The organism is Acidobacteriota bacterium (genome assembly GCA_016712445.1).
In the GTDB taxonomy this organism is placed as follows: Bacteria; Pseudomonadota; Alphaproteobacteria; order Caulobacterales; family Hyphomonadaceae; genus Hyphomonas.
Window position 1 is genome coordinate 22,279 of record JADJRB010000005.1, and the last position, 21,428, is coordinate 43,706.

Annotated in this window: 31 protein-coding genes; all 31 read right to left on the bottom strand. The window is 63.5% G+C overall.

All coding sequences use genetic code 11. From position 1 onward, the window contains the following. Nucleotides 1-4: 4 nt before the first annotated feature. Nucleotides 5-481: a hypothetical protein gene (locus IPK75_18300; GenBank protein MBK8200302.1), complete on the bottom strand. Its 477-nt coding sequence runs from the start codon at nucleotides 479-481 to the stop codon at nucleotides 5-7. A gap of 94 nt (nucleotides 482-575) precedes the next feature. Beyond that, complete coding sequence (locus tag IPK75_18305; protein MBK8200303.1) at nucleotides 576-977, bottom strand: hypothetical protein; 402 nt, start codon at nucleotides 975-977, stop codon at nucleotides 576-578. Nucleotides 978-1,025: 48 nt separating this feature from the next. Beyond that, nucleotides 1,026-3,689: a phage tail tape measure protein gene (locus IPK75_18310; protein MBK8200304.1), complete on the bottom strand. Its 2,664-nt coding sequence runs from the start codon at nucleotides 3,687-3,689 to the stop codon at nucleotides 1,026-1,028. Next, nucleotides 3,690-4,334 (bottom strand): hypothetical protein, encoded by a 645-nt coding sequence (locus IPK75_18315; GenBank protein ID MBK8200305.1) that lies wholly within the window; start codon nucleotides 4,332-4,334, stop codon nucleotides 3,690-3,692. Next, nucleotides 4,294-5,172 (bottom strand): hypothetical protein, encoded by an 879-nt coding sequence (locus IPK75_18320; protein ID MBK8200306.1) that lies wholly within the window; start codon nucleotides 5,170-5,172, stop codon nucleotides 4,294-4,296. Before IPK75_18320 ends, IPK75_18315 begins: the two co-directional genes overlap by 41 nt. 22 nt (nucleotides 5,173-5,194) lie before the next feature. Further along, a complete protein-coding gene (locus IPK75_18325; protein ID MBK8200307.1) occupies nucleotides 5,195-5,635 on the bottom strand; it encodes a hypothetical protein in 441 nt (146 codons plus the stop codon). A 47-nt stretch (nucleotides 5,636-5,682) separates the two neighbouring features. Then, complete coding sequence (locus tag IPK75_18330) at nucleotides 5,683-6,027, bottom strand: hypothetical protein (GenBank protein MBK8200308.1); 345 nt, start codon at nucleotides 6,025-6,027, stop codon at nucleotides 5,683-5,685. After that, complete coding sequence (locus IPK75_18335) at nucleotides 6,028-6,267, bottom strand: hypothetical protein (GenBank protein MBK8200309.1); 240 nt, start codon at nucleotides 6,265-6,267, stop codon at nucleotides 6,028-6,030. Nucleotides 6,268-6,291: 24 nt separating this feature from the next. Further along, nucleotides 6,292-6,702 (bottom strand): DUF3168 domain-containing protein, encoded by a 411-nt coding sequence (locus IPK75_18340; GenBank protein MBK8200310.1) that lies wholly within the window; start codon nucleotides 6,700-6,702, stop codon nucleotides 6,292-6,294. Further along, nucleotides 6,689-7,075, bottom strand: coding sequence for an HK97 gp10 family phage protein (locus tag IPK75_18345; GenBank protein MBK8200311.1), 387 nt, complete (start codon nucleotides 7,073-7,075; stop codon nucleotides 6,689-6,691). Before IPK75_18345 ends, IPK75_18340 begins: the two co-directional genes overlap by 14 nt. Then, nucleotides 7,072-7,458 (bottom strand): head-tail adaptor protein, encoded by a 387-nt coding sequence (locus IPK75_18350; GenBank protein MBK8200312.1) that lies wholly within the window; start codon nucleotides 7,456-7,458, stop codon nucleotides 7,072-7,074. The genes IPK75_18345 and IPK75_18350 overlap by 4 nt, the downstream gene beginning before the upstream one ends. After that, entirely contained in the window at nucleotides 7,458-7,913 is a 456-nt protein-coding gene (locus tag IPK75_18355; GenBank protein ID MBK8200313.1) for a hypothetical protein, read from the bottom strand. The genes IPK75_18350 and IPK75_18355 overlap by 1 nt, the downstream gene beginning before the upstream one ends. Before the next feature lie 25 nt (nucleotides 7,914-7,938). After that, nucleotides 7,939-8,310, bottom strand: a complete 372-nt coding sequence (locus IPK75_18360) for a hypothetical protein (protein MBK8200314.1) — start codon at nucleotides 8,308-8,310, stop codon at nucleotides 7,939-7,941. Next, on the bottom strand, nucleotides 8,310-8,504 hold the full coding sequence (locus IPK75_18365) for a hypothetical protein (protein MBK8200315.1): 195 nt from the start codon (nucleotides 8,502-8,504) through the stop codon (nucleotides 8,310-8,312). The genes IPK75_18360 and IPK75_18365 overlap by 1 nt, the downstream gene beginning before the upstream one ends. After that, nucleotides 8,501-8,695: a hypothetical protein gene (locus tag IPK75_18370; protein MBK8200316.1), complete on the bottom strand. Its 195-nt coding sequence runs from the start codon at nucleotides 8,693-8,695 to the stop codon at nucleotides 8,501-8,503. The genes IPK75_18365 and IPK75_18370 overlap by 4 nt, the downstream gene beginning before the upstream one ends. A 104-nt stretch (nucleotides 8,696-8,799) precedes the next feature. Further along, nucleotides 8,800-9,975, bottom strand: coding sequence for a Mu-like prophage major head subunit gpT family protein (locus IPK75_18375; protein MBK8200317.1), 1,176 nt, complete (start codon nucleotides 9,973-9,975; stop codon nucleotides 8,800-8,802). A gap of 49 nt (nucleotides 9,976-10,024) precedes the next feature. Then, nucleotides 10,025-10,438, bottom strand: a complete 414-nt coding sequence (locus tag IPK75_18380) for a hypothetical protein (GenBank protein MBK8200318.1) — start codon at nucleotides 10,436-10,438, stop codon at nucleotides 10,025-10,027. 34 nt (nucleotides 10,439-10,472) lie between these two features. After that, on the bottom strand, nucleotides 10,473-11,858 hold the full coding sequence (locus IPK75_18385; GenBank protein ID MBK8200319.1) for a hypothetical protein: 1,386 nt from the start codon (nucleotides 11,856-11,858) through the stop codon (nucleotides 10,473-10,475). Between the two features lie 80 nt (nucleotides 11,859-11,938). Beyond that, nucleotides 11,939-12,460 (bottom strand): hypothetical protein, encoded by a 522-nt coding sequence (locus IPK75_18390; protein ID MBK8200320.1) that lies wholly within the window; start codon nucleotides 12,458-12,460, stop codon nucleotides 11,939-11,941. A gap of 1 nt (nucleotide 12,461) precedes the next feature. Beyond that, a complete protein-coding gene (locus tag IPK75_18395) occupies nucleotides 12,462-13,277 on the bottom strand; it encodes a hypothetical protein (GenBank protein MBK8200321.1) in 816 nt (271 codons plus the stop codon). 8 nt (nucleotides 13,278-13,285) lie between these two features. Next, nucleotides 13,286-13,501: a hypothetical protein gene (locus tag IPK75_18400; GenBank protein MBK8200322.1), complete on the bottom strand. Its 216-nt coding sequence runs from the start codon at nucleotides 13,499-13,501 to the stop codon at nucleotides 13,286-13,288. 1 nt (nucleotide 13,502) lies between these two features. After that, nucleotides 13,503-14,171 (bottom strand): hypothetical protein, encoded by a 669-nt coding sequence (locus IPK75_18405; protein ID MBK8200323.1) that lies wholly within the window; start codon nucleotides 14,169-14,171, stop codon nucleotides 13,503-13,505. 95 nt (nucleotides 14,172-14,266) lie between these two features. Continuing rightward, the gene (locus IPK75_18410) at nucleotides 14,267-14,590 is read right to left on the bottom strand and encodes a hypothetical protein (protein MBK8200324.1); all 324 of its coding nucleotides are present in this window, start codon (nucleotides 14,588-14,590) and stop codon (nucleotides 14,267-14,269) included. Next, a complete protein-coding gene (locus IPK75_18415; protein MBK8200325.1) occupies nucleotides 14,572-14,883 on the bottom strand; it encodes a hypothetical protein in 312 nt (103 codons plus the stop codon). Before IPK75_18415 ends, IPK75_18410 begins: the two co-directional genes overlap by 19 nt. Before the next feature lie 2 nt (nucleotides 14,884-14,885). After that, complete coding sequence (locus IPK75_18420; protein ID MBK8200326.1) at nucleotides 14,886-15,041, bottom strand: hypothetical protein; 156 nt, start codon at nucleotides 15,039-15,041, stop codon at nucleotides 14,886-14,888. Then, complete coding sequence (locus IPK75_18425; protein ID MBK8200327.1) at nucleotides 15,038-16,324, bottom strand: hypothetical protein; 1,287 nt, start codon at nucleotides 16,322-16,324, stop codon at nucleotides 15,038-15,040. Before IPK75_18425 ends, IPK75_18420 begins: the two co-directional genes overlap by 4 nt. A 193-nt stretch (nucleotides 16,325-16,517) precedes the next feature. After that, nucleotides 16,518-17,945 carry a hypothetical protein gene (locus IPK75_18430; protein ID MBK8200328.1) on the bottom strand — a complete coding sequence of 476 codons (1,428 nt, stop codon included), beginning with the start codon at nucleotides 17,943-17,945 and terminating at the stop codon, nucleotides 16,518-16,520. A gap of 1 nt (nucleotide 17,946) precedes the next feature. Further along, on the bottom strand, nucleotides 17,947-18,186 hold the full coding sequence (locus tag IPK75_18435) for a hypothetical protein (protein MBK8200329.1): 240 nt from the start codon (nucleotides 18,184-18,186) through the stop codon (nucleotides 17,947-17,949). Nucleotides 18,187-18,189: 3 nt separating this feature from the next. Then, the gene (locus IPK75_18440) at nucleotides 18,190-19,302 is read right to left on the bottom strand and encodes a sigma-70 family RNA polymerase sigma factor (protein ID MBK8200330.1); all 1,113 of its coding nucleotides are present in this window, start codon (nucleotides 19,300-19,302) and stop codon (nucleotides 18,190-18,192) included. 16 nt (nucleotides 19,303-19,318) lie between these two features. After that, a complete protein-coding gene (locus IPK75_18445; protein ID MBK8200331.1) occupies nucleotides 19,319-20,869 on the bottom strand; it encodes a hypothetical protein in 1,551 nt (516 codons plus the stop codon). 370 nt (nucleotides 20,870-21,239) lie between these two features. Continuing rightward, the coding region (locus IPK75_18450; protein ID MBK8200332.1) for a hypothetical protein at nucleotides 21,240-21,428 on the bottom strand (189 nt) is incomplete at its 5' end.

Here is a 21,428-nt window from a genome sequence, read left to right on the forward strand (position 1 = left end):
ATGCTTAGGTGTATTGAGCCAGCACGCCCTGCCAGATCGCCGCGTGGTTGCCACTCGTGGAATCGAGTGTCCCGCCGGAATTGTTGACCACAACAATTCCCCAGTGCGATGGCATCACTCCGCCGAACGCCGCCGCGATGGACATGATCGGGGACTTATAGTCCGTCCCGTTCGCCGTCATGTCAACGCGTCCGACCAGGTTCATGTTGATCGGCGTCAACCCTCCGTCTGTGCCGGTTGCATTGCCTGAGTAGGAGGAGCCGCCATCCACGGAGCCGTAGGCATAGATCAGCAGATATCCGGTCGCGGAGGTGCCCGACGCTGGCGAACGCGATTTCAACATGAGCAGCACGTCGGCGAACAAATTGGATGTGTTGTCCACTGCTGTGCTCTGCCGTCCGGCGGCGTTCGCGAGGGAAGCGAGAGAAATGGTGAGGGTCTGGTTTGAAGTCCCAAACTTTTGTTTGATATCACCGGCCATCGGTTTAGCTCCTAAAAGTGAAAGACCACGCGGTTTTCCGCCCTTTCACCGCCTCTCGCGGTAAACACAAGGGGAGGGGGCAAGGCGAGTAGCCCTAAAGTACAAAGATCCCGCTCGCAGGCCACGCCACGTTAATGTTGCCGCCGTTGGGTGTCACGGGCAGCCCCGTGTAATCGTCGATCTTCGCGATCAGCGGCGACGTGCCGGAAGTGCCCGTCCAGCGCATGATGATGATGTACTCACACGGATCGCCGGTAACCGTGCTGAACGTGATGTCCGCCGCGTCGGCCGTGCCGAGCGTCGAGGTCTTCGACGCGAAGTTGCTGCTGGTGGCGACGATCCCGCCGCCAGCGACATCGTCGTGAAACTCATCCGTGTTTTGCGTGGGCGTGTAGTCCGCGCCATCGACCAACATTGCCTTGATGTCGTGTGCCGACCAATCGATGTCGGCGTCGAGAAACTTCTGGCGAGCGAGTCCGTAAAGATACGAAGCCATGGAAAAACTCCTGTGTGAAAAGTGGAAAAGGTGGAACGCGGGCGGGAATCAGATGCGCGCGGGCAGCAGGGCGTTGATGCCCTGCGCCACTTGCAGGCCCTGCGTGTACGGGTTGCTCGAATTGCCGGTCACGTTCACCTGGATCGTGACGGGCGGCCTCGATCCCGTTGGATCGCCGCCGCCGCTCGTCGGCACGCTCGGGTTGGTGAAGCGCACAGGCCCGCCAGGCGTGGTTTGCCAGCCGGGTTTCGCGATGGCCTGATACGTGGCCCAGACGCCCTCAGCGATGTGCTTCAGCCAGTTGATCGTTGTTTGCTGCGCGTCGCCGAGCCCTTGCGAGTTCACGCGCAGGCCTGCGTCCAGAATCGCCTTCTGCTCGTACAGCACGCGCTCGATGGATTCGAGGCGCTGGAGCTGCGCGAGGTTGTCGAGCCATGGCCACCAGGTGTTGGCCATTTCAAGGATGTACTGCAGGTGGATCTGCGAGTAGCGCACTTCCTTTTCGATCAGATCGAGCGTCTTGTTCATGCCGCTCATCTGGAAGTTGCCGATCACGCCCGAGATGAGCGAGCCGATGGATCCGATCATTCCCGCGACGCCGCCCAGCGCGCCCGCAGCGCCGCCCAGCCCGCCGGATGCGCCGCCGGAGGCTCCGCCGCCCGCGCCCGCAGCGCCGCCGCCACCGCCGCCGAACAGCGAACCGAGGCCGCTGGTCATCTTCGACATGAGGCCGGAGAACGACGCGGTGAACCCGTCGAGGCCCTTGATCGCCTCTTTGATCGCGCCCTCGACCACGGTGCGCAGGAACGCCTCTTTCAACGCGTTCGCCATTTTCGTAAACGCGTCGCCGAAGCTCTTTGCGTGGATAATTGAGTCCGCGATTCCCTTGCCGAAGTCGGTAAGGATGGTGGAAACCTGCTGGCCAAACGCGCCCCAGGCCTTCTCCATCTCGTTCGTGTTTTTCACCGCCTGCTTTGTGGGCGGGTCGAGCTTGCCCAGCCCGATCCCCAGCGAGTCGAGATACGCCACGCCTTCAGTGCCGACGTTGGTAAGCCCCGCGTCAAGTTCCTGCACGCCCAAGCCCAGCGATTCGAGGTAGCCCACGCCTTCAGTGCCGATGCGCTTTAGATTGGCGTAAAGTTCATGGAAGGTCGGCCCGATATTCTTCAGCCCTGCGTCGAGCGTTTTGAATGCCGCGTCCGTAGCCTTCGCCATGTTCGCCGCCTCGTCCGCGAGTTCTTTCGCGTGGCGCTTCGCCAGCTCGCCGACGAGCGCGACGCCCTTCGCGTGCGCCGCAGCCGCCTCCGCAGCTTCCTTGTGGTGCTTCGCGGCTTTCTCGATGGCCGCTCCGGTGAGCAGCCAGGACGCCTGATTCTGTGTGTTGGCGACGGTGCTTTTCACCGTCTCGTTTGCGGTCGCGGCAACGAGCGGAACCGCGTTGCGCAGGCGCTTCGAATATTCCTCCAGGCTCAGGCCGGTGCTGTCGATCACGATTCCCTTGGCTTTGAGCTTGGCTTCGAGCATCGAGACCGAATCCGCCAGCGACTTATTCGCGGCAGGAACGCCAGACAGCGAATCAATAATTCGCTGCACTCCGGGGATCATCGACACGATTTTGGCGATGCCCTCGCCCCAGCGCTGGAAGTATTCGAAGTTCTTTGCCAGCCACTCGCCCAGCTTCCACCCAGCAAACGCGCCCGCTAGCGCAGTCACGACAGTGCCCAGCCCGGCGAGCGTCCCGGTCACTGTGATGCCCGCGAGGCCGAGCGCGGCGAGCCCGGTCTGCACAGTGGTGATGGCGAGGCCCAGCGAGCCCAGCGCCACGAGAAGCGGCCCGGCTGCCGCCGCAAGCCCGGCGATGGCGATAATCACCGTTTGCGTTTCGGGCGCGAGGTCCTTGAACGCGGCGACCATGCCCTCAGCAATTGCAATCAGCGGCTGCAGCGCGTCCATGGCTCGCTGTGCGGCGGGTGCCAGCGCTTCGCCGAGGTCCATCATGATGAACGTGATCTTGTCTTTGACGTTCGACCACTGCCCGGCAAGCGTCTGCGCCTGCTTCTCCATCATTCCGCCGAACTGTTTATTCAGCCCTTCGAGAATTTCCGGCACGGCCCGCGCGGCGTTAATCATGCCCTTCTCCGCGAGCTTCATCACTTCGGGGATTGTCTTCCCCATGCCATCCGCGAGGATTTTCCAGGCGTTGATACCGCTTTCCGCGAGCTGGTTCATCTCCTGCGCGGATACCTTGCCCTTGCTCTGCATCTGCCCGAGCGCGAGCGTCACGCGGTCAATCATCTGCGCGCCGCCGCCCAGCGCTGCCGCCGCGTCGCCGATGGCGCGCAGAGAAGGGATTACCTGATCACTGGCGAAGCCGAGCGCCTGCAAGCGTCGCGCCGCGTCCACAAGGCCGGGAAACTCGAATGGTGTGCCAGCGGCGAAGGCCTTCAGATCCGCGAGAAACGCAGTGGCACGCTCTGCAGAGCCGAGCATTGTAGTGAACGCGATTTTTGTCTGCTGGAAATCGGAACCAAGTTTCAGCGCAGCCGTGCCCACGTCGAGCAGAGGCCGCGTGAGTGAATCGGTGAGAGTGCGGCCCACATCCATCGCGGCCCCGGCGATTTGCAGGCGCATCATCGTTCCGATGTCCGAGAAAGCCTTGTCGAGGCCATCGAACTTCGCGCCGATTTTAAGCCAAATGCCTTCGAGTTCCATTTATTTCCGTTTCCCACCCAACAACGCCGCGCCATCGCGCAGCTTCGCCTTGAGCGCCGCGCGCTGCTCCGCCGCGAGCCGCTTTTGCTCTGCCTCACCGCGCTTCCCCGGCATGAAGAAATCCGGGTGTACGGGCGTGCCCTTCTCCGGGTCGATATGCACGTTCGTCACAGCCGCGCACACCATCGCGTGGCCGAAAAGCGCACGCTCGCCCGCCTCTTCGAGGCGCCGCCACAGCGCGTCGAACAGGCCCGGCGAGAGGTGCCAGAATTCGTCCTCGGACAAGCCCAGGTCGAAGCGGCCCAGCGCCCAGGTGTCCGCCCAGTCGAGCGCTTTCCCAGAGGGGTTTTCCTGACCTTCAGCCGCGCCGCCAGGCGGCGCAATGAGCGCCGTTGCCGCGTTGATCGCCGCCACGTACTCGCGCGGCTCCAGCGCCCCCACGTCGCGCACAGTGAGGCGCGGCTGGAAGGTGACCAGCAGCGACCACAGTAGCGTGCGTGTCATCGCCCGGCCTGGCGCGGGATTGCGCCCGGCCTCCTGCTCGAAGCGATAGATCGAGAGCAGCGTGCACGCCATCACCGCGGGCTCGCCCGCGAGCGTGATCTCACGCCGCGGCAGCAGCAGGAACGGGGATGCGGTAGGCATAGATCGTGTGCGTGCGCCCTTCCGCAGCCACGTGCTCGACCGCTTCCGCCTGCCAGTCCGGCATCGAGAAATCGTGCGAGATGATGAGCGCGCCGGGCTTGCACTCGGCGAGCAGCTTGGGCTGCAATGTCACGTTGCTCGACTGGAGCAGGTAAAGGAAAACTGCATCCGCATCGCACAGCGCGGCGTTGCGAATGTCGATCTGCTGGATATACGCCCGCCCGCAGCCGGGGTGTTCCGCGACGCGCTTCAGCAGCGCCGAGTAGCGCACAGGGCTCAACTCCACGCCGTCCACACTCGCGCCCGTGTCGAGCGCGGCGAGCAGCAGCCGGCCGTCGCCCGCTCCCAGGTCTACGGCGTGCTTGCCGGGGCCGAGGTTCGCCAGCGCCACCATCCGTGACACGACGTGGTGCGGCGTCGGCACGAACGGTGCAAGCTGGCCCTCGAACTCGCGCGACGCGACGCCCATCTGTGCAAGGTAATCCTCGATGATGAGCCCGGCGGCCTCCATCATTTCGACCTTCTTCTTTGGATCCGCGAGCCACTCGCCCACGGTGCGCAACGTCTCCGGACGCCCGTCCCAGTTCTGGCTCTGCGAGAGCAGCGCCCAGGCGAGCAGGCGCGTGATGCGCATCTTTTCCGCGTAGAGCACGGGCGCGATCGGCTTGCCGTCCTCGCCCAGCAGCGCGTTGCCGTCCTCGTCGTGCGTCTTCGCCGCCAGGCGCTGGCCGAGCGCGAAGAAATCCGCGCCGGTCAGGTCGAACAGGGCGATGATCGCGTTTTCGTTCAAAGCCAGGCGGCGTTTCGCGCCGCCCAGCTCGATCTCGATTGGTTGCATGTGTTCCTCCGATTGGTTGTGGTTAAACGCTGAAGTCAGGCGTGCCGGTGCCAGCCAGCGTGATATTTCCGCTGCGCAGGCCTGCGACCGGGCGGCCCATTTTGATCGCCTGCACTACAGCGTTGAACTGAATAGTGGTGTCGCCAGAGTCTGTCTCGACGATCTGGTAGGTGCGCTCGGCGCGCGCGGCGAAGACGGCCAGGATGCCCGTTGCATCGCCGTGGGTGGCCCCAGTGGGAACCCAGTTCACCATGAACTCGACGCTGCCGAAGTTCAGCAGCGTCGCAACCTTGACGCGCCAGGGCGTCGCGGTCGAGTGCGTGGTCGCGTCTTCGATCTGCGCGTCCAGGTTCCAGTTCACGTCTTTGACTTCGGCGATGGTGGTCGGGGAAGTTGCGCTCGCGTCCGAGCACAGCTTGAGTAGCGTGCCGTATGCCGGTTCGGCTGTGGTGGAAAGTGCCATTGATTTGTTCTCCTCTTGTGTTGTGCTCGCTCAGCCGGTGGCGCGCGTCAGACGCGAATCACCGAAATCAGAACCTCGGCGTGATCCGCCTCGAAATAGAGCATTCCGTCGCTCTGCCGCCAGCCGTCGATGCCCAGCGGTCCGACCGCCTTGATCGCGCCGGCAGCGAGGGCGAACGACACGTTGCCTGTGCGATTTTTTTGACTGTCGGCGACGCTGGTGATAATCACGTTTCGCTCGGTAGCTCCCGAGTTGCGGAAAATAATTACCTCTCTGCCGGTGAGCGCGGTTTGCTCGTCATCCGCCGGGGTTGCCGCCGTCGCAGTAAGCGTGAACGGGGCGGTGGGGTACTTACCGCTGGTCTGAACAGCGGTGTGAGTGACTCGTGCCATTTAGTTCTCCTGTTGGTGGTTATCCGAAAGCTCGATGTGCTCCACGCGTGCGCCGGACGCGTCGTACAACTCCGCCTCTACCTCACGCCGAAGCGCCGCCTCTTCCTGTTGCAGGCGCGGCAGCTCGTGCCGTTGCCACACGTGGAGCTTCACCTCCACCTCGTGTTCGCTGTCGAACTTGCAGTGCGGGCATTCGTGGATCGTGATGCCGCAAAAATCGTGTGTATTGAACTGGCTCATTGGTGTTTACCTTCCGGCGGTGGGTTAGACTTCGACGCGGTACATGATGCGAAAATCGAGCACGATCTTGTACACGTTCTGGCCAGGCTCTTTCGCGTAGTGGCGATCCACGCGGCTCATGTAGCCGACGGGAATCTGGTTCGGCAGCGTTCCACGAAACTTGTCGAAGCGCCGTTGCACGCGATCCGCGAGGCGCAGCGCGTCGAGGTGGCAGCTCGCCCAGCACGTAATCTGGTAGATCGCGTTCTCAATCCCGCTGTGCCCGCTGTGCGACTCCTCGCCGCGCCCGGTGATCTCCTGCACGGTGACCGCGGGCAGTGTGCTGCCGAGCGGGAAATCCGGCCCGTACCAGCGCGCCACGATCAGGTTTGTGATCGCGCCATCTTCGAGTGCGCGGAGGCGCAGCCCTTCCTCGACGTAGTTACCTTCCGGCAAGGGAGCGCCTCACTTCCTCCGCAAAGATCCGCGTCATCGTGCTGCGCGTTTCCTCCATCGCAGGGCGAAGGTATGGCTGTGCCGGCTGGTTGTACAGGCGGCCCAGGCGATCACGCCCGGCAAAGCCGTATTCGATGCGCGCCGCATAGGGCAAGCGGCTTCCCACAACCACGTCGCGCGGGCCGCGCTCCTGCACCTGGATCGAGCGCCGCAGCGTGCCGGTCTTGTACGGGGCGCGCTGGCGTGCCGCGTTCGCCGCTTCCATGGCCGCAATCGACAAGGCGTCCGTCACTGCGGCGTCCACGGCCCTGTCGGCGCGGGTGATGCCGGCGAGAAACTCGGGGCCGATGTCCAGGCCAACGGTGAGGCTCATGTGATCAGCTCCAAAATCAATTTCGTCTGCACTTTCGCGCTGCTCTGTACCACGCCGCGGATGTTGTACGTCGTCGAGTCGACGACCGCGCGCATGCCCTCGCCGATCAACGGGTAATACCCGTTGAGCTGGCAGTGGCGCGTCTTGGCGTCGTAGGTCGAGTCATCGCGCCGCTGCTCGCTCTTCTGTTCGCCCAGCGCCTGCGCGGCAGCCAGGTTGCAGGAAATGTGCGTGTGGCCGACCAGGTCGGCCCAGGTCGGCTCCAGCTCGCCCACCTCGTTCGCCGTGTTGGTGGCCTCCTGGATCGTGCAGGTGTGCCGCCAGAACGTAGTCCCGAGCGCCTCGAACAGGCGCGGGTCGATGAGCTGGTTGCGGAGCGGCATTAGTTGATCGAGAGAACGATGGCCTGCGTCTGCGCCGCGCCGAGGCGCGGCCCGATGATGGCGCGCCCGTGCTGGTCGCGGACGCCCAGGTATCGGTATGTGGCCGAAATCGGCCCCTTGTCCTTGGCGCGCAGCGTGAATTCGAGGGTGGCCGCAGTGAAGTCGAACTGCTCCAGCCGTACGCCCTCGCCGCGCCCGTACACGATGGAAACGCGGTGCACGCCCTCGGCGAGGCCGCGAATCGGCTTCACTTCCTGCAACGTGACCAGCGTCGGCGTCGGCTCTTCGAAACAGAACGCGGGTGCTTGTTGATCCATCCACTGGAGGATGGCTTTCACCACCTCGACGGGGAACTCGGCGCGATCGTCTTCGAGAACGGGATCGGGGAGCGGGTTGCCGGGGCGCGGCGGCGTCCAGCCCACCACGCGCGGCGTTTCGCGGCGTGCGATATTCATCTGGTTTCTCCGAATTAGGCGTGTGTTAAATTGCGTCGCGCTGCACTTGCTTCAGCCAGTACTCGCGCTCCGTAAACGTGTCGTGGATCTGCTCCGCGATGTCGAACGCGCCGACGGCGGTCTCCTGTGCACGAAGCTGCTTCGCCTGTTCGCGCAGCTCGCGCGCCACGGCCGGCCCGTCCGTTTCGAGGTCGAGGTTGATGATCTTTTTCAAGACCAGAACCTCGTTCGACGCGATCACCTCCAGCGCGGCGGCCGCCGCCAGGCGCACGCTCGTGTTCATGCTGAGAAAGGCGTCGATCTCCGCGTCCTGGAAAATCGCGTTGCTCTCGATCACATCCGTGCAGAGCAAGCGAACCTTGCCGCGGTCGGTGGAAACGTCGTATGTGAAGGCCATCAGATTAGCTTTCCGGAAGTGCGCCGCGCGCCCTTTGCGGGCTTCAGCTCACCCGAGCTGTGCGTTGTCACGTCAAGAGGCGTCGCGCCCTGCAACGCGTTCGCCTGGCGCAGCTCCGCCAGGAGCTGCTCAAACAACGCGATCAGCACGTCGAGGCGCTCATCCGTGCCGTTCACTGCTCCACTGATACTCATTTGTTCAGTCGCTCCCAGGCGCGTTCTACGCGCTTCCACTTGTCGATACCGCGCTCGCCACTTTTCAGCGCGAGCACGTAGGCGTTGTAGGCGTCCGCAAACGCGTTGAGCCTGCCCTCGTCGTCCGGAGGCAGGCCTCCGGCCATGACGCTGCTCGCGAGGATGAGAAGCACGGCGCGGGCGAGCATCATTTGTGTGTGTATGGTGTGGTGTAAGCGGCGGCGCGGGCTCGGAGGAACACTCGCGCCGCCGCGTCTCCCTGTGCGTCTTTGGTGGATTTACAGGTGAGAAGTCGTTACGAGCCGGAGCCGTTGCTACCCACGGTGCTCTTGCCGTCGATCCGCGATCCGCCGAACACGTGGCGCACTTTGTACGCAATCGTGTCGTCTTCAAACGAGCCGTCGAAGCCGGAGCCACCGCCGCCCACGCGCACCTGGTTCTGCTGCTTCATAAACAGCTCAGGCGCTTCGTGGCCGCGCAGCAAGCCGAACTCCATGGCCGGGCGGCCGGCGCTCGGATTCGCGTGGACGAACCAGGTCGTTTTGCCGTTCGTGGTGGCGATGACGGGGATGTACGGATTCACTACCAAGGTCACCTTGGAGCGCATCCAGTTTGTCGTGAAGATTTTCTGCGCTGCCGAATCCGCCCCAACCATGATTTGGGTAGCGTTCAGCAGGTTCTGTGCGGTGACTTCGAGCGAAGGCGGCACTTCGAGAATCACGCCGTCGATGCCGATGGGTTCGGAATCGGAATCGAGCATCAGGCCAAGCACGGTGAACGCGTCCTGAAGCCCTGCCACGCCGAGCACGGGGTTCGTGCTGGCTGCGCCATTGGTCGTGTTGATGATGTTCTTGTTGCCGGAGGTGTACAGCGAGGCGTGAGGCCCGTTTGTGTCCACGTGCAGGCCGGTGGCGAAGTAGTCTTCGCTACGGCGCGCAGCCTTGCCGAGGCGGGCGGGCGAGCTGGCGCCCAGCGCGTCCAAGTCGTCGTTGATGAACGATTCCCAGCTCCAGTTCAGCGTGCGGCCGTACTTCGTCACGGCGTAGCTGTACTTCGTTTCGCTGAGCACGTTGGGCGAGTAAATCACTTTCTCCCCAACGCTCGGCAGTCGCCCTTCCGCGCCGTCCACCGCGAAGCGCTTCACGTCGCGGAAGTCGGGTACGGTTGCGCGGCGGCAATACGTGCTCCAGGTCTGCGCGGTCTCCGCATACGAGGCGTAGAGCTGGCGATCCAGCACATCAGCCATGAGCAGCGGGAAATCGCTGGTCTTCATCGCTTCGTTGAAGTAGTGTTTGCCGAGGCTGGAGGTTCGGGCGCGGCTGATGAGGGTCGTAGCCTCGACCAGAAGCGCGCCGTAGTTGGCGCGTTTGCGGATGGTGCGCGGGGACACTTCGTCCTTGTCGTAGAGCCGGTCCAGACCGGCTTCCTCGGCGCGCATCGTCTCGATCAGTTGCAAAAATTCGATTGCCATTGGTGTTTTGTTTCTCCTCTTGTGTGCTCTCTCTTTTGCGCTCTCCGAGTTACTGAGCCGTGTTGTGGACGTAGAAGACGAACACGTTGAACTTGCCAGCGGTCAGAGCCTGCACAGCAATGCTCATCGTGATTTCGCGATCCACGGTGGCCTTTTTGTAGTCGGCCACGGTAGCTAGGTCCGGGATGGCTTGCTTCATGCCGGTGGTGGACCAAGGCGCGCCGGAAACGGCGGCCGCCGTGAAGATGTCATTTGCCGCTTCCACTTTGATGGCGATGGTGGCCGTGGAATCTGGTGACGTTGGTGCCGTCAGGACTTCGGCAAAGGCGTTGCAAACAATCGCACCCTTCGGCAGCGAAACACGAAGCCCGATGTCTGAAACAGCCCCGCCGTGAATGGCAAAATCGTACTGCGCCGCAACGCAATGCAGCGCTTTCTGGTTTGTCAAAGATGCAGCACTCATAGTGTGTGTGCCTCCAGAGGGATGAGCCCCTGGTTTAGGCAGCCCTCCCTTCAGCGGCGATCTTCGCCGCACTCTCGGACATGCCGAGTGCCACGAAGGCAGCGGTGATGTCCTCGGTTTTCACCGTCTTCGATTCCTGCGCGGGCGAGCCCATGCCGTTGATGCGGCCTGTGCCGATGCCGACGCTCTTCAGGTACTCGCCTTCCGCCTTCACCGCCTCCTCGATCACCGCGGTAAACGCGGCCTCGTCCAACTTGCCGTCCTTCAACGTCGCGTGTGCCGGCAACGCCTCGGCCAACCGCTGGCGGGTGGCTTCGGGCAGGTCGATCTTGGCGAGCTTCGTCCGTGCGAAGTCGCGCGCGTCGCGCAGCGCGAGGGTCTCGCGCAGCCGTGCGGCTTCCGCTTTGCAGGCCGCGTTCTCGGCCCGGAGCGGAGTCAATTCCGCTTCGAGCAGAGCTTTCACTTGGGCTTCATTCATTTCGTGCTCCTCATTGGTGGGTGGTTCAGTCGCGGGCCTCCGCCCAGCGGCTTCGAATAAAGACAAAATCTCGCCGCCGCGCCCCGGCACGGTGACGTAGTCCACGCTTTTGACGCCCGCGATGGTCTCGATCACGGGGCCTTTGCGGCCCTCGGCCTCGCCGGGCTTCGCCGTGCCCACGGCGCGGATCGACACGCCGATGTGCTGCGCCAGGTCTTTCACCGCGGGCGCGAAGCGTTCGAACACTTTGGCCTTGGCGTACAGGCCAGGACCCGTGGGTCCTGACTCGTTCCAGGCGGCGTCTTCGAGCAGCTCGCCGGCGAGATGGTCGAGGTTGCCCTCGGGCCGCGCCGATTCCTCGGCCGCCGTCTGGTGGTTCCAGTACATCTTGAGGCCCTTGGCGAATTTGGCGGCCGCCGCTTTGAGCAGCGCGGGCGAGTAGTAGCCGGAGCTGCCCCAGCCTGGGGAGATGAGCTTCAGATTCGCCGTCGCTGCCTCCGATAGCTCCGCCGTGGCGCTGGCCTCCACCAGCGGCACGCAATCACCCAGCAGCGGCGTTTCCGCCGCCTCGCTCACTGGCGCGTCATCGTACACGGTGCGCGCAATCACGGGCCGCGAATCGCCGAGCGCAACCGCGCCGTCGTCGCTCAATGCGTAGTCGATGGCGAACAGCCCGTCGTCGCACGAAAACACGCAAAACGTGTCGAAGGTGTCGGCGATGTAGCAATAGAAGTATTCCGCGCCAGGGCGCTTGAACTTCGCCTGAATTGCAGCGCGCAGCAGCTTTTCCTTGTCCGAGGCCGAGCGTTCGGCTTCGGTCGCGTCCGCGTCGTGTTCCGTCGCCTCGTCGATCAGCTCTCGCAGCTTTTCCATCGCGGAGTGGAGGCGCTCGCGGTTTTTCTTGCTGATCTTGCGGCCTACTTCCAAAAGTCGTTGAAACATGGGGGCTCCAAAAAAGAGCGGCCACCGGAGGTCTCCCTCAGGTGGCCGTTTACAATCGAGCTATGCGCGCGCGGGCTAGCTTATAATTCCTGCTCCCCGTCGATTTCGGTGAGCAGCGAGAAGATCGCCAGAGCAATTGCCGGATTCGCGTTCTGCACGATCTTCTTTCCGCCCTGCCCGTCGCTCACTTCGGCTGTGGTACGTGCAATCTCTGCCGCGACCAGGCCCGCGTTCACCGCGACGCGGCGCGGCTGGCCCTCTACGCCGATGTGCCGCATCGGCACACTGATGGGGAACTGCTCGTTTGCATCACCCTGGAAAATTTCGCACGGAATCTGTGTATGCCGCCAGAGCAGCTCCAGGACGCGCTGCGCGGTCGAAGGCGTGGCGAACGCCCAGGGCGTCACCGTGACGCGCTGGCGGCCCGTCTCCGGGTTGTCCGGGGTAGGCGCAAGTTGGGTGGGGAGTTCGAAAAACCAGCCCGTGGGGATGCCGTTGCAAACGGCCTCACCTGTTTCGGTGTTCTGTTCAAGGCCTTCGTAGGTGGCCAGGATAAGCCCGCCCAAGGTGGCCATGCTTTGTCCCTGTGTGTTCTCGCTCAAGTTACTGCACCTCCAAGTTCTTCAGTATCGCCGCGACGCGCTCGGCTGGCGTGCCGCCGCCGAACAGGGCCGCGCCCACAGCGGCGAGGAACCCCTCGTCGCTCATGTTCTTGACGCGGATCGCGCCGGTGGCCGCGCTGCCCGGAGGGCTCACGTTGTAAACGAGCGGATATGCGCGCTCGTAATCCTGGTAGTTGCAAGCCTCCACCTGGCCAGTCACCGGGTGGAAGCGCAAAATGTGATTCTGCGCGTAGCTCCAGCTCTTTCCGCCGTCGCCGCTCGGGTCGTCGCGGTAGCGCGCCAGCGGGTATTGCGCCTCGCTTGCTGTCACTGTGCGCGGGCCTGGTTTGCCCACGCCGCTCGTCATGTTCATCTGCGCAGGCTCAGCGCTGCTGAACCGCTTGAATCGCGGGATGCGCGCGAAGACCGGGTCTTTCGCCGTGGCGCGATCTCGGTAGAATCGTGCCACTGTGGAGCCGTAGACCGTCATCGACCACTCGCTCCACGTCGCCAGGTCGGACGTGTCAAGCCCCGTTTCGCGCGAGCCCTGGACGGTCACGTAATCGGCGCCGGGCGTGAAATCCGCCCAGAACTTCTGTGTGCTGGCGGAACTTGGGATGTACGGCAGCGAGCCGCCGAACGCGAACGCAAACGCCTCCAGCGACGCGAACGCGGAAACGCCGGGCGCGAGCACGCCACGTTTCTTCAGCTCGTCGAGTGTCGATTGCGTGATCGTGGTTCCGGGGGTGGGCACGGGCACACACACCTGGGCGTGCACCGTGAAAAGCGAAGCAAACAATAAAATCAGAAGTTTCATAGCATCTCTCAATTTCGATAAGCCTTCAGTCGAAGCGAGCGCAGGCCGCGGCGATACACTTCGCTCCAGTACACCGTCCCGAAGCTGCTCATGAAGCGCTCCAAGCGCCGCTCGCGCTGGGCCGCCGTGAGCCAGCCGAGCTGCTCGCGGATACGCTGCCGGCGCACATACGCGCGGTGCAGGCACTTACCGCACGCCCCGCATTCGCACGTCGTTTTCGGCAACCTATGCCACCCGCCTCCGCGTCTGCAAAGCGCACCGGCAGCCGGGGAACCGCAGCGGCGCGGCGTGGCCGGACGGGAACGTCTGCGCAAACGGGATCCACTTTGCCGCCTCGTTGCCGCGGCAGCCGTCGCTCACCCGGTCGTCACCCACGGTGAGCCAGCTTTTCTCGATCTGCGCGCCGCCGTTGACGAGGCGCTGCGCCGTGTCGAGTTGCCCGTCGATGTAGGCCTGGCCGATCTCCGTTACCGCGATCAGCTCCGCGCGATCGCGCAGGTGGCGCTGGGGCACGGCGCGGCCAAAATCCTTGAACAGCTTGCGCAGCGCGCGCGCCAGCTTCGTGTACGCCCAGTCCTCGCTGATGGCCTGCTCGATCAGCGTCTGCACCAGCTCCAGCGTCGTCGCGTCGATCCCCGCGATCCTCGCGGCCGCGCGGCGGCGCATATCACGCGTCAACGGTGGCTGCACGTCCTCGCGCAGCTCTTTGTCGCCATCTGCCTCGCCCTGTTTGTATGCGGCGTCGAGCAGCTCGGCGAACGCTTCCGTGTGCGCTGCGGATACGCCCGCCAGCGCAGCGCCCACCGTGGTCGCTGTGGGCGGCCAGAACTGTGCGAGCGATTCGCTTACCGCGGCCGCCTGCTCGCGGAAAACGCGGCGCACCAGGCGGCGCATGCGGCGCTCCTGTGTGCGTCGGTGGCGCAGCATCATTGACACGGCCAGCGCCTCTTCCAGGAGCCTCAGAGCGGAGAGTAAGGGATGCACTTTGTTTACCACTCCACCTGCAATGGCATCCGCGCCCACACGAAATCGGTACCCGCCTCGTTCGGAACGCACACGTAGAAAAACTGGCGGTCGGTCGCCCAGCTCCCGCGACCGTCCGGCCAACAAGAGCCGGCTGCGGCGGGCGGATCCACGCGGTTGGCGAAGAAATCCCGCAGCACGTGCATGGTCGGAGGCTTGCCGCCATAGCGTACAAAGCCGATGTTGCCGTCTGCGGCGATGGGCTGTTTCACACGGCCCAGGTCAACCTGTGCCGAAGCAAGCAACGAGCCCAAGAACAAAATTGATCGCATCATGCGCGCACCGTCCATACTTCGCGGCTGCCAGTCGGAAAGTACTCGATCTTGGCATCTGCTCGCGTGACCTTGAACCGGACCAGATACTTGCTCGCGTCGGCAACGAAGTCGCTGGCAGCCGGGCTGTAGGTAACCTCGCCATTCGCCGCATCAGTGACGGCAAGAGTGCCGGTCCAACCAGCGGTCGCGCCAGTCTGCCTGAGTGCGTCCATCTCCACTGTGCAGCCGGTGAGCGGATATGCCACGCCATCAGCGAAAAGTTGGTACACGATGGGCGCGGTTTGCCCCGCAACGATGTTCAAGGCCATGATTAATCCACAATCGCCAGCGCGGTATTCTCAGCACTGACCAGCCCGACGGTGTTCTCGGCGGTCAATCTGAGAACGGTTGCGATTAGAACCTCGGCAGGCGCAGCAGCGGCGGCGCTGCCGGCCCCTCCCATCCAGAACGCCAGCAGCCCGATCACGCCGGGTCGCTCCCTGTCACAGGGTCTGCGCTCGCGTTCGTCGTGACGGTCGCAGTCCACGCGCTCGTCAAATCGTCTTCCTTCGTCACCGTGAGCGTGGTTCCGCTAATCGACCACTTGTTTCGCAGAAACCGCACCGCGTTGAGCACGCTGCGCGCGGCCTCGCCGGTCACCGTGCTGAGGTCCAGCTTCAGCAGCGCCTCTGCAATCGAGGTGCGCTCCCCGCTCGTCAAGGCGTAGCCCGTCTTGTCGTTGTTCGTGGTCACCGTCACGCCCGCGGTCACGCTGGCGACGGCTCCGGTCACGCTCGCCACGCCCTCGCCGAAAGTCCCGGCGGTAGCGTGTCCGCTTCGCGCTTCATCCCACACCGCATTTGCGTTCTCGGCTGCCGTGGGCAGCGCGTCGAGCTGCGTATCGAGGTTGGCACTGGCGAGGCCCACAGCGGTGCGCACGCCTGCCGCCGTGAGCGTGGAAAGCCCGCTTTGGATCTCGGCTACCGCGTCGGCTGCCAGCGCAGATGCGTTGAGGGCGTCGGCCGCGAGCGTCATTGCCGAACCTACGGCTGCCGGCGACGCCGGCAGGTTATTCGTCTTCGCCTGGATCGCGTCCACTACGGTATCTACCGTGTCCACGCTCGCCTGGCTCGCCCTGCTGCTGATTGTGGCGTTGACGTTGTCGACCAAGTGCTTTCCGATGCTGCTGGCCGTGCTCAGCGCTGATGTCAGCGCGTCCCAGATCGCCTGCACGCCTCCGGACGATAGCGCGTATCCCGTCTTGTCGCTCACAGTGCCCGCCGTCACCGCGCCGCTCGAAAGGCTGATCTGCCCCGTCCCTGTGCCGGGGCTCAGCAGCACGCTCGCGCCAATATCGCGGCCCGTCTGCGACGTGCCGGCCAGGTGTGTCGTATTCACTTCCGGCCGGCCGCTGGCAAACGTGCCAGCCGTGCCGCCGAATGCGGTAACGTTCACGCGGATGTCCCCGGCTTCTTCCGGGTACATCACAATGGGCGTGGTTTTCGCGCCGCTTGACGAGGTTTTGATAATCACAGCGACCGTGTCGGCGTTCATCTCCGTCGAGGTCAGATCAAGGTAGTACATCCCGCTGTTGGTGGCGATTTCCGTTGCCTCGTTCGTGCAGTCGGTAAATGTGCCGCCGTCTTTAGAGACTTCGGAATCCAGCCCCGTCGCGCCCGTCACCAAGTCGCCGTCTGCATCGAAAATGGGGAACGTGATGCGATAAGCGACGTTTTTCTGAGGAACCGGACGTGCGTCTGTGGATGCCATCTAAAATGCCCTCGCTCGTGACCCGCCAAGAAATGGGACGGTCGCGATTCTCATTGCCGCCGGTTGCCCGGTCGCCGCGGAATCAGGCGCGAAAAACTGGTGCACTTCCCCGCCGCGCCAGTATTCCATCGTAGAGCCGCCTAGCGTGTCGCCGCCGAGCGCCTCACCCGCTCTGAAATTCTCAAACATTAGTCTATGAATCGAAGTACGCGATGCCGTTGCCTGCCGCGCTGCGGGAGATGCAGCGAATCGTAACCACGCCTTTGGCGGTAGGCGTAAACGTGAGCTGCAGCGCCTCCCAGGTATCCACGGCTGCAGTCATCGTCGCCGTCGCGTCCGACACGCCGATTTCGCCGCCGCCGAGCACGCTGATCTGTGGTTTGTTCGTCGCGGCGTGGTTCGTGTCGTAGCGCGCGTACACGGTGATCGTCGTAATCGACGCGTCCACGGGTACCTGGAAGTCGTGATAGCCGGGCCCGGTCAGTTTGAGCGATGCCGCGCCCGCGTGCGTGACGCTGGTTTCCTTCGTGCCCGCGTTTGGGCGCTCGTACGGCCCAACTGCGTAGCTTGTGGAGGCCCCGCCGGAAGCCCGAGGGCCACCGCTGATGTCTGTTACTGGACCGCCGGACTGCGCGCCAAAACCTAGCATTGTAGAGCTTTCAGTGGGCATTCCCCAGGGGCGCACGGGACGCAACCCCCAGAGGCATTCTCGCCCCTCGCTCCACGTCGCGGCTTTTGTTGTTGATGAGTTGCTGCCTATCGACACATTTGTCCGTGGCGTTGTGGCCATGAATACGTTGTAGTCCTCGACGATCATCCCTGAACTCGCTCCGCTGAGCGCCGTGCCGGAAGAATACCAATAGCTGTTGTAGACCGAAAACGGGAGGGAGGTGGCAACGTTTGCGGAAATACCATTGAATCCGAAAAAGGCGCAGTTATAGACGCTGATGCCTCCGCCTTTGAAGCTGTTTGCACCAGTAACGCCAACGATGATGGACCAGTTTCCACCCGTCCCCACTATCATGAAAACGCAATTTGTGATGGAAATGCCGACATTGTAGTCAGCGCTGGCTGAGGTCGGCAAGGTGATCGACGCACACGTTCCACTATGGGAAATGAAATAGCAGCGATCAAACGTCCAGTTCGCCGCCTGCCCTGCCGTACCTGTATAGGCGACCAGCAGGCTTGTTATGGCGGAGGATCGGAAGATACAACGACGAAACGTGCAGTTCGTGCTGTTGGTTGTAGTGGCGTTCACGCACCGTGTTGTACCGCTGAAAATGATGAAATTCTCAAAAGTGAGGTAATCTCTTCCCGCCAGGTCGAGCGTGTTGGCGCTCACTGGTGCGGTTTCATCATCCGTGACTCGCGCAGTCCACACCACCTCGCCCGCGTCGCCAGTAAACTGGCCGCTCACATCTCCAATGACCTGCGTTTCCGCCGTAGCGGATGTCATCGCCACGGTGACCACCTCACGGTAGGTCCCGGCCCCCACGTAAACGGTGTCTCCGGAGGCGATGCCGGACGCACCCAGGGCTTTGCCCAGGGTAAGCCAAGCCGCGCCGGCAGAGGTGCCGGCATTCGAATCGGAGCCTGATTTTCTGACGTAGTAGGTTGCCACGCTATGCGGCGCTCCTCTTGTCGATGATCCAGTTGGCGATGAGTTCGATCATCTCCACTCGTTGCGCCTCGCTCAAATTGGCGAGCACCTGAGGAAACGTGAGTGTGTTCGCGCCCGTGAAATCACGAATCCGCGCGCCCGTCTTGCTATTCGTGACGCGGCACGAGATCTCGTACCGCGGCGCGTTCGTGATCGTCTGGTTGGCGAGCTTGGTAATCGCGAAGTTTTGGAGATCGGGCATAATTTAGGGAGTATCCGTGGTCCAGTAAAGGACAGTCAGCACGTCATCCGGCGTGAAGGGTCGATAGGACGGTAAAGTGACGTCGAGCACCTTGGGATTCGCGCCACCTCCGGGAGCCAGGAAGTCTACTACGTCGCCGGTCGCGCGCGAAGATCGAAACGACACGAGGATGGCCGCACTCGCTGTGGGAGTGTGGGATAGAGTGAGGCTCACTGAAGGCGTGGTCGCCGGCACGGCTGCCGGTATCGTAAACTTCTGGATCACTGCGCGGGGTTGAACTACGGGCGCTGTGATCGCCTCGAGGCGCGGAGGCGTGACGCTGGTATTTAGCGTCAGGCCAGGCCCAAGTTCCGCGCACACCGGTACCGGCACCGTAATTGCGCCGGCGCTGAGTGGCACGGAGACGGAAACCTGCACGGTATTGCCGCGGCAGGCCTTCGAAGCGATCGCGGCCGAGGTTTGCGCGTCGGCTGCCGGCGCGAGGGCGAACGCGAGCACAACCAGGCCCAGCAGGCCGCTGTTCATTGCAAAGCGGAATACCGCCTTGCCCGCCACGAACGCGGGCTCGGCGCGTAGTGTCTCGATTGCTCGTTTGTGTACTTGGCTGATCCGCGCTTCCCCCACGCCGAGGTCCCCGCCGATCGCCGCCATCGCCTGGTCGTGATAGTAGTACTGCCGCACGATAGTGCGTTGCCGCCCACTCAGCCCCTCGACCAGGTTGCGCAGTTGCGACGCGAACTGCGCGGCCATGCTCGCCTCCTCGGGCGTGCGCTGCACGGCGCGCGGCTCCAGGTACAAATCGTCGACTCGCAGCTCCACGCGTTCACTCGCCTCGCCCGCGTTGATCTTTGCGCGCGCCTCTCTCGAGACGAAGTCCAAGCCGCGCAGGTAATCGCGGATGGCACCGTTAATCCGCCAGCGTGCGAACGTTTCAAACGTCGCGCCTCGCGCCGCATCGAACCGCAGCGCGGCCTCGATCAAGCCCATGCGTGCCGCCTGGTTAATATCATCGCGTTCCACGTTCGCGGGAAGCCTGCGGTGGTGATCGCGTGCGATCAGTGTCGCGAGCTTCAAATTCTGCTCGACCAATTCGCGCTGGGCGTCGGTCAATTGCATGTGTGCGATTCCCCTTTCAAGCTGCTGCCTTCCGTGATTCGTGCAGCCGCGTGATCGCCGTGCGCAGCTCGCGCAGCGCCTCCGCCATTTTCGGGCTCTGCACGTTGCGTTCGTTGTCCTGGTCGTCGCGCTGGTCTTCGAGCGCCTCGATCTCCGCCTTCACGTCCGCCACGCCTAGGGCTTCGAGCACGAGCCGCGCCGTGGTCTGCCAGGTGATGGAAACGGGCTCTTTCCCGTCGAGCGTTGCGCCCTGCACGATCGCGCCGATCTGCTCCCGAATATCGTGTTCGAGAATCGGCGGAAACGTGACGCGGATCTGCGGCTTCGCCTCAGCGCCAGCCAAGCGCAAGCGCCCGTTCGCCGCGCGCTGGTTGCGCAGGATCGCATATTCGAGGATCGTGATCAAGATCGATTTCCAAAGCTCCTGGCGATCGCGAAACTTCAGTTCCGTGGGCCGGTCCAGGCTTTTCGCCGTGGCGAGGTTGCCCGTTGACACGTCGCCGAAGAACGTCTCGGGGAGCCCCATGGCCGCGCAAACCATGAGCAGTCCGCGCCGCCCGTCTTCCGCGCTCGTCGTCGCGCCGGCGGTTTTGATCGGGTCGAGCTTCACGCCCGAGCCGATGAACGTTGACGCCGTCGTCGACGGCGGGTTCGTGTCGTATGCGCCGCCTGTGCCCGTGTTCGCGTTGAGGCGCGTTTTCAGCCGGTCGACGAGCTGCTGCCCGCCCTGCCCGCTCGCGTGCCAGGCGAAGCGCGCGTAAGCCTTTACGATGGAGAACCAGTTTTCCAGGAACGTCTTGTAGGCGCGCGCCCAGTCGTTGGCCTGATACGTTTCGGGCACGCCGAATTTCATGTCGCTGAGCGAGCCCACTTTGACGTGGTACACAGGCGCGTCCCACATCACCGGCGCGCCGCCGATCGTTTCGCGCCGCGCGTCCGGCTCGTAGCCGAGCGCGGGATAAAACGCGGTACGGTCCGCGTGCGTCAAAGTGCCACTGTCCTCGTTCAGCACCGGCTGGCTCCAAACGCGCTTGTACAACCAGGGTTCTTTCGCGTCGTCCGGATTGCAGATGATTTCGCTGATCTCATCAGCGGGGATCGTGCGCACCCGCGTCATGCCCTCGATCGCGTCCGTGAAGAGCACGAAGAACAGGTTGCCGAACACCTGCAGGTCCTGCTCTTTGAGCGTCCGCGCCTGGTGGCCGAACTCGGCCTTGTTCTTCGCGTCGTCGAAGAACGCGTTGAGAAACTCCTGCGTTTCCTCGTCGTCGCTCGTGATCGACACGCCCTGCGCCCAAACATACTGCGATTGGATCGTGACAGCGCGATTGATCAGCGGGTTTTTGAGGAACATGACCCGGCTCAGCTCTGCGATCTTGCGCCGCCCCGCCGCGTCGAATTCGCGCGCGCCGTCCATCATGACGCGCTGCCAGCCCTGGTCTTCGAGGGCAAGCTGCAGATCCGCGATGGATTCGCGCAGCAGCTCGTTCGTCCAGCGCTCCTGCTGGAGCGTCTCGGCGAGCTTCGCCTCGGCGAGCGCGGCGGGTTTGGCGGGCTTGCGTGCCATCTAAAAAATACGGGCCGCGAACGGCTTGCACCGTGCGGCCCTGGGGAAATGCAGTTTATTCGGAGGTTAGATTTTACGTTCTCATGTTTGGGAGGTGGGACGCGCCCCGCGCGGGACTGGAGATCGGGCGCGCTCGGTCTGTCATCTCTCGATAGTCTCGGTCCCTCGCGGCAGCTCGGCCAAGATCAAATCACGTCGCTCAGCTCGTCGTCATCCGCAACGAAGTCGAGCAGGCCGCAGTTCAGAGCGCTCATTGCTTGCCGCGCGCCAGACGCGGTCGAGCGCGATCGCAAGCGCGCCGGGCGATAGCCGCGTGTCGGCGCGCAGGTGTGCAACAACGTTCGGCAAAAGGATTTCGCAGGGTTCGGGTCTACTTTGTTGCATGCAATTTCTTGACCACCTCCAGCTTGCGCGGCCCGGTCTGCTCGCGGCTCACAAACTTCGCGCGCTCGGCCTCGTCGGGGATGAGCGCGTCGAGCGCCTTCAGCGGAAACGTGCACGCGGCGAGGAACGCCTCTCGGCCGACACGGCGCAGCACTTTTGCGATGTCGAGGATTTC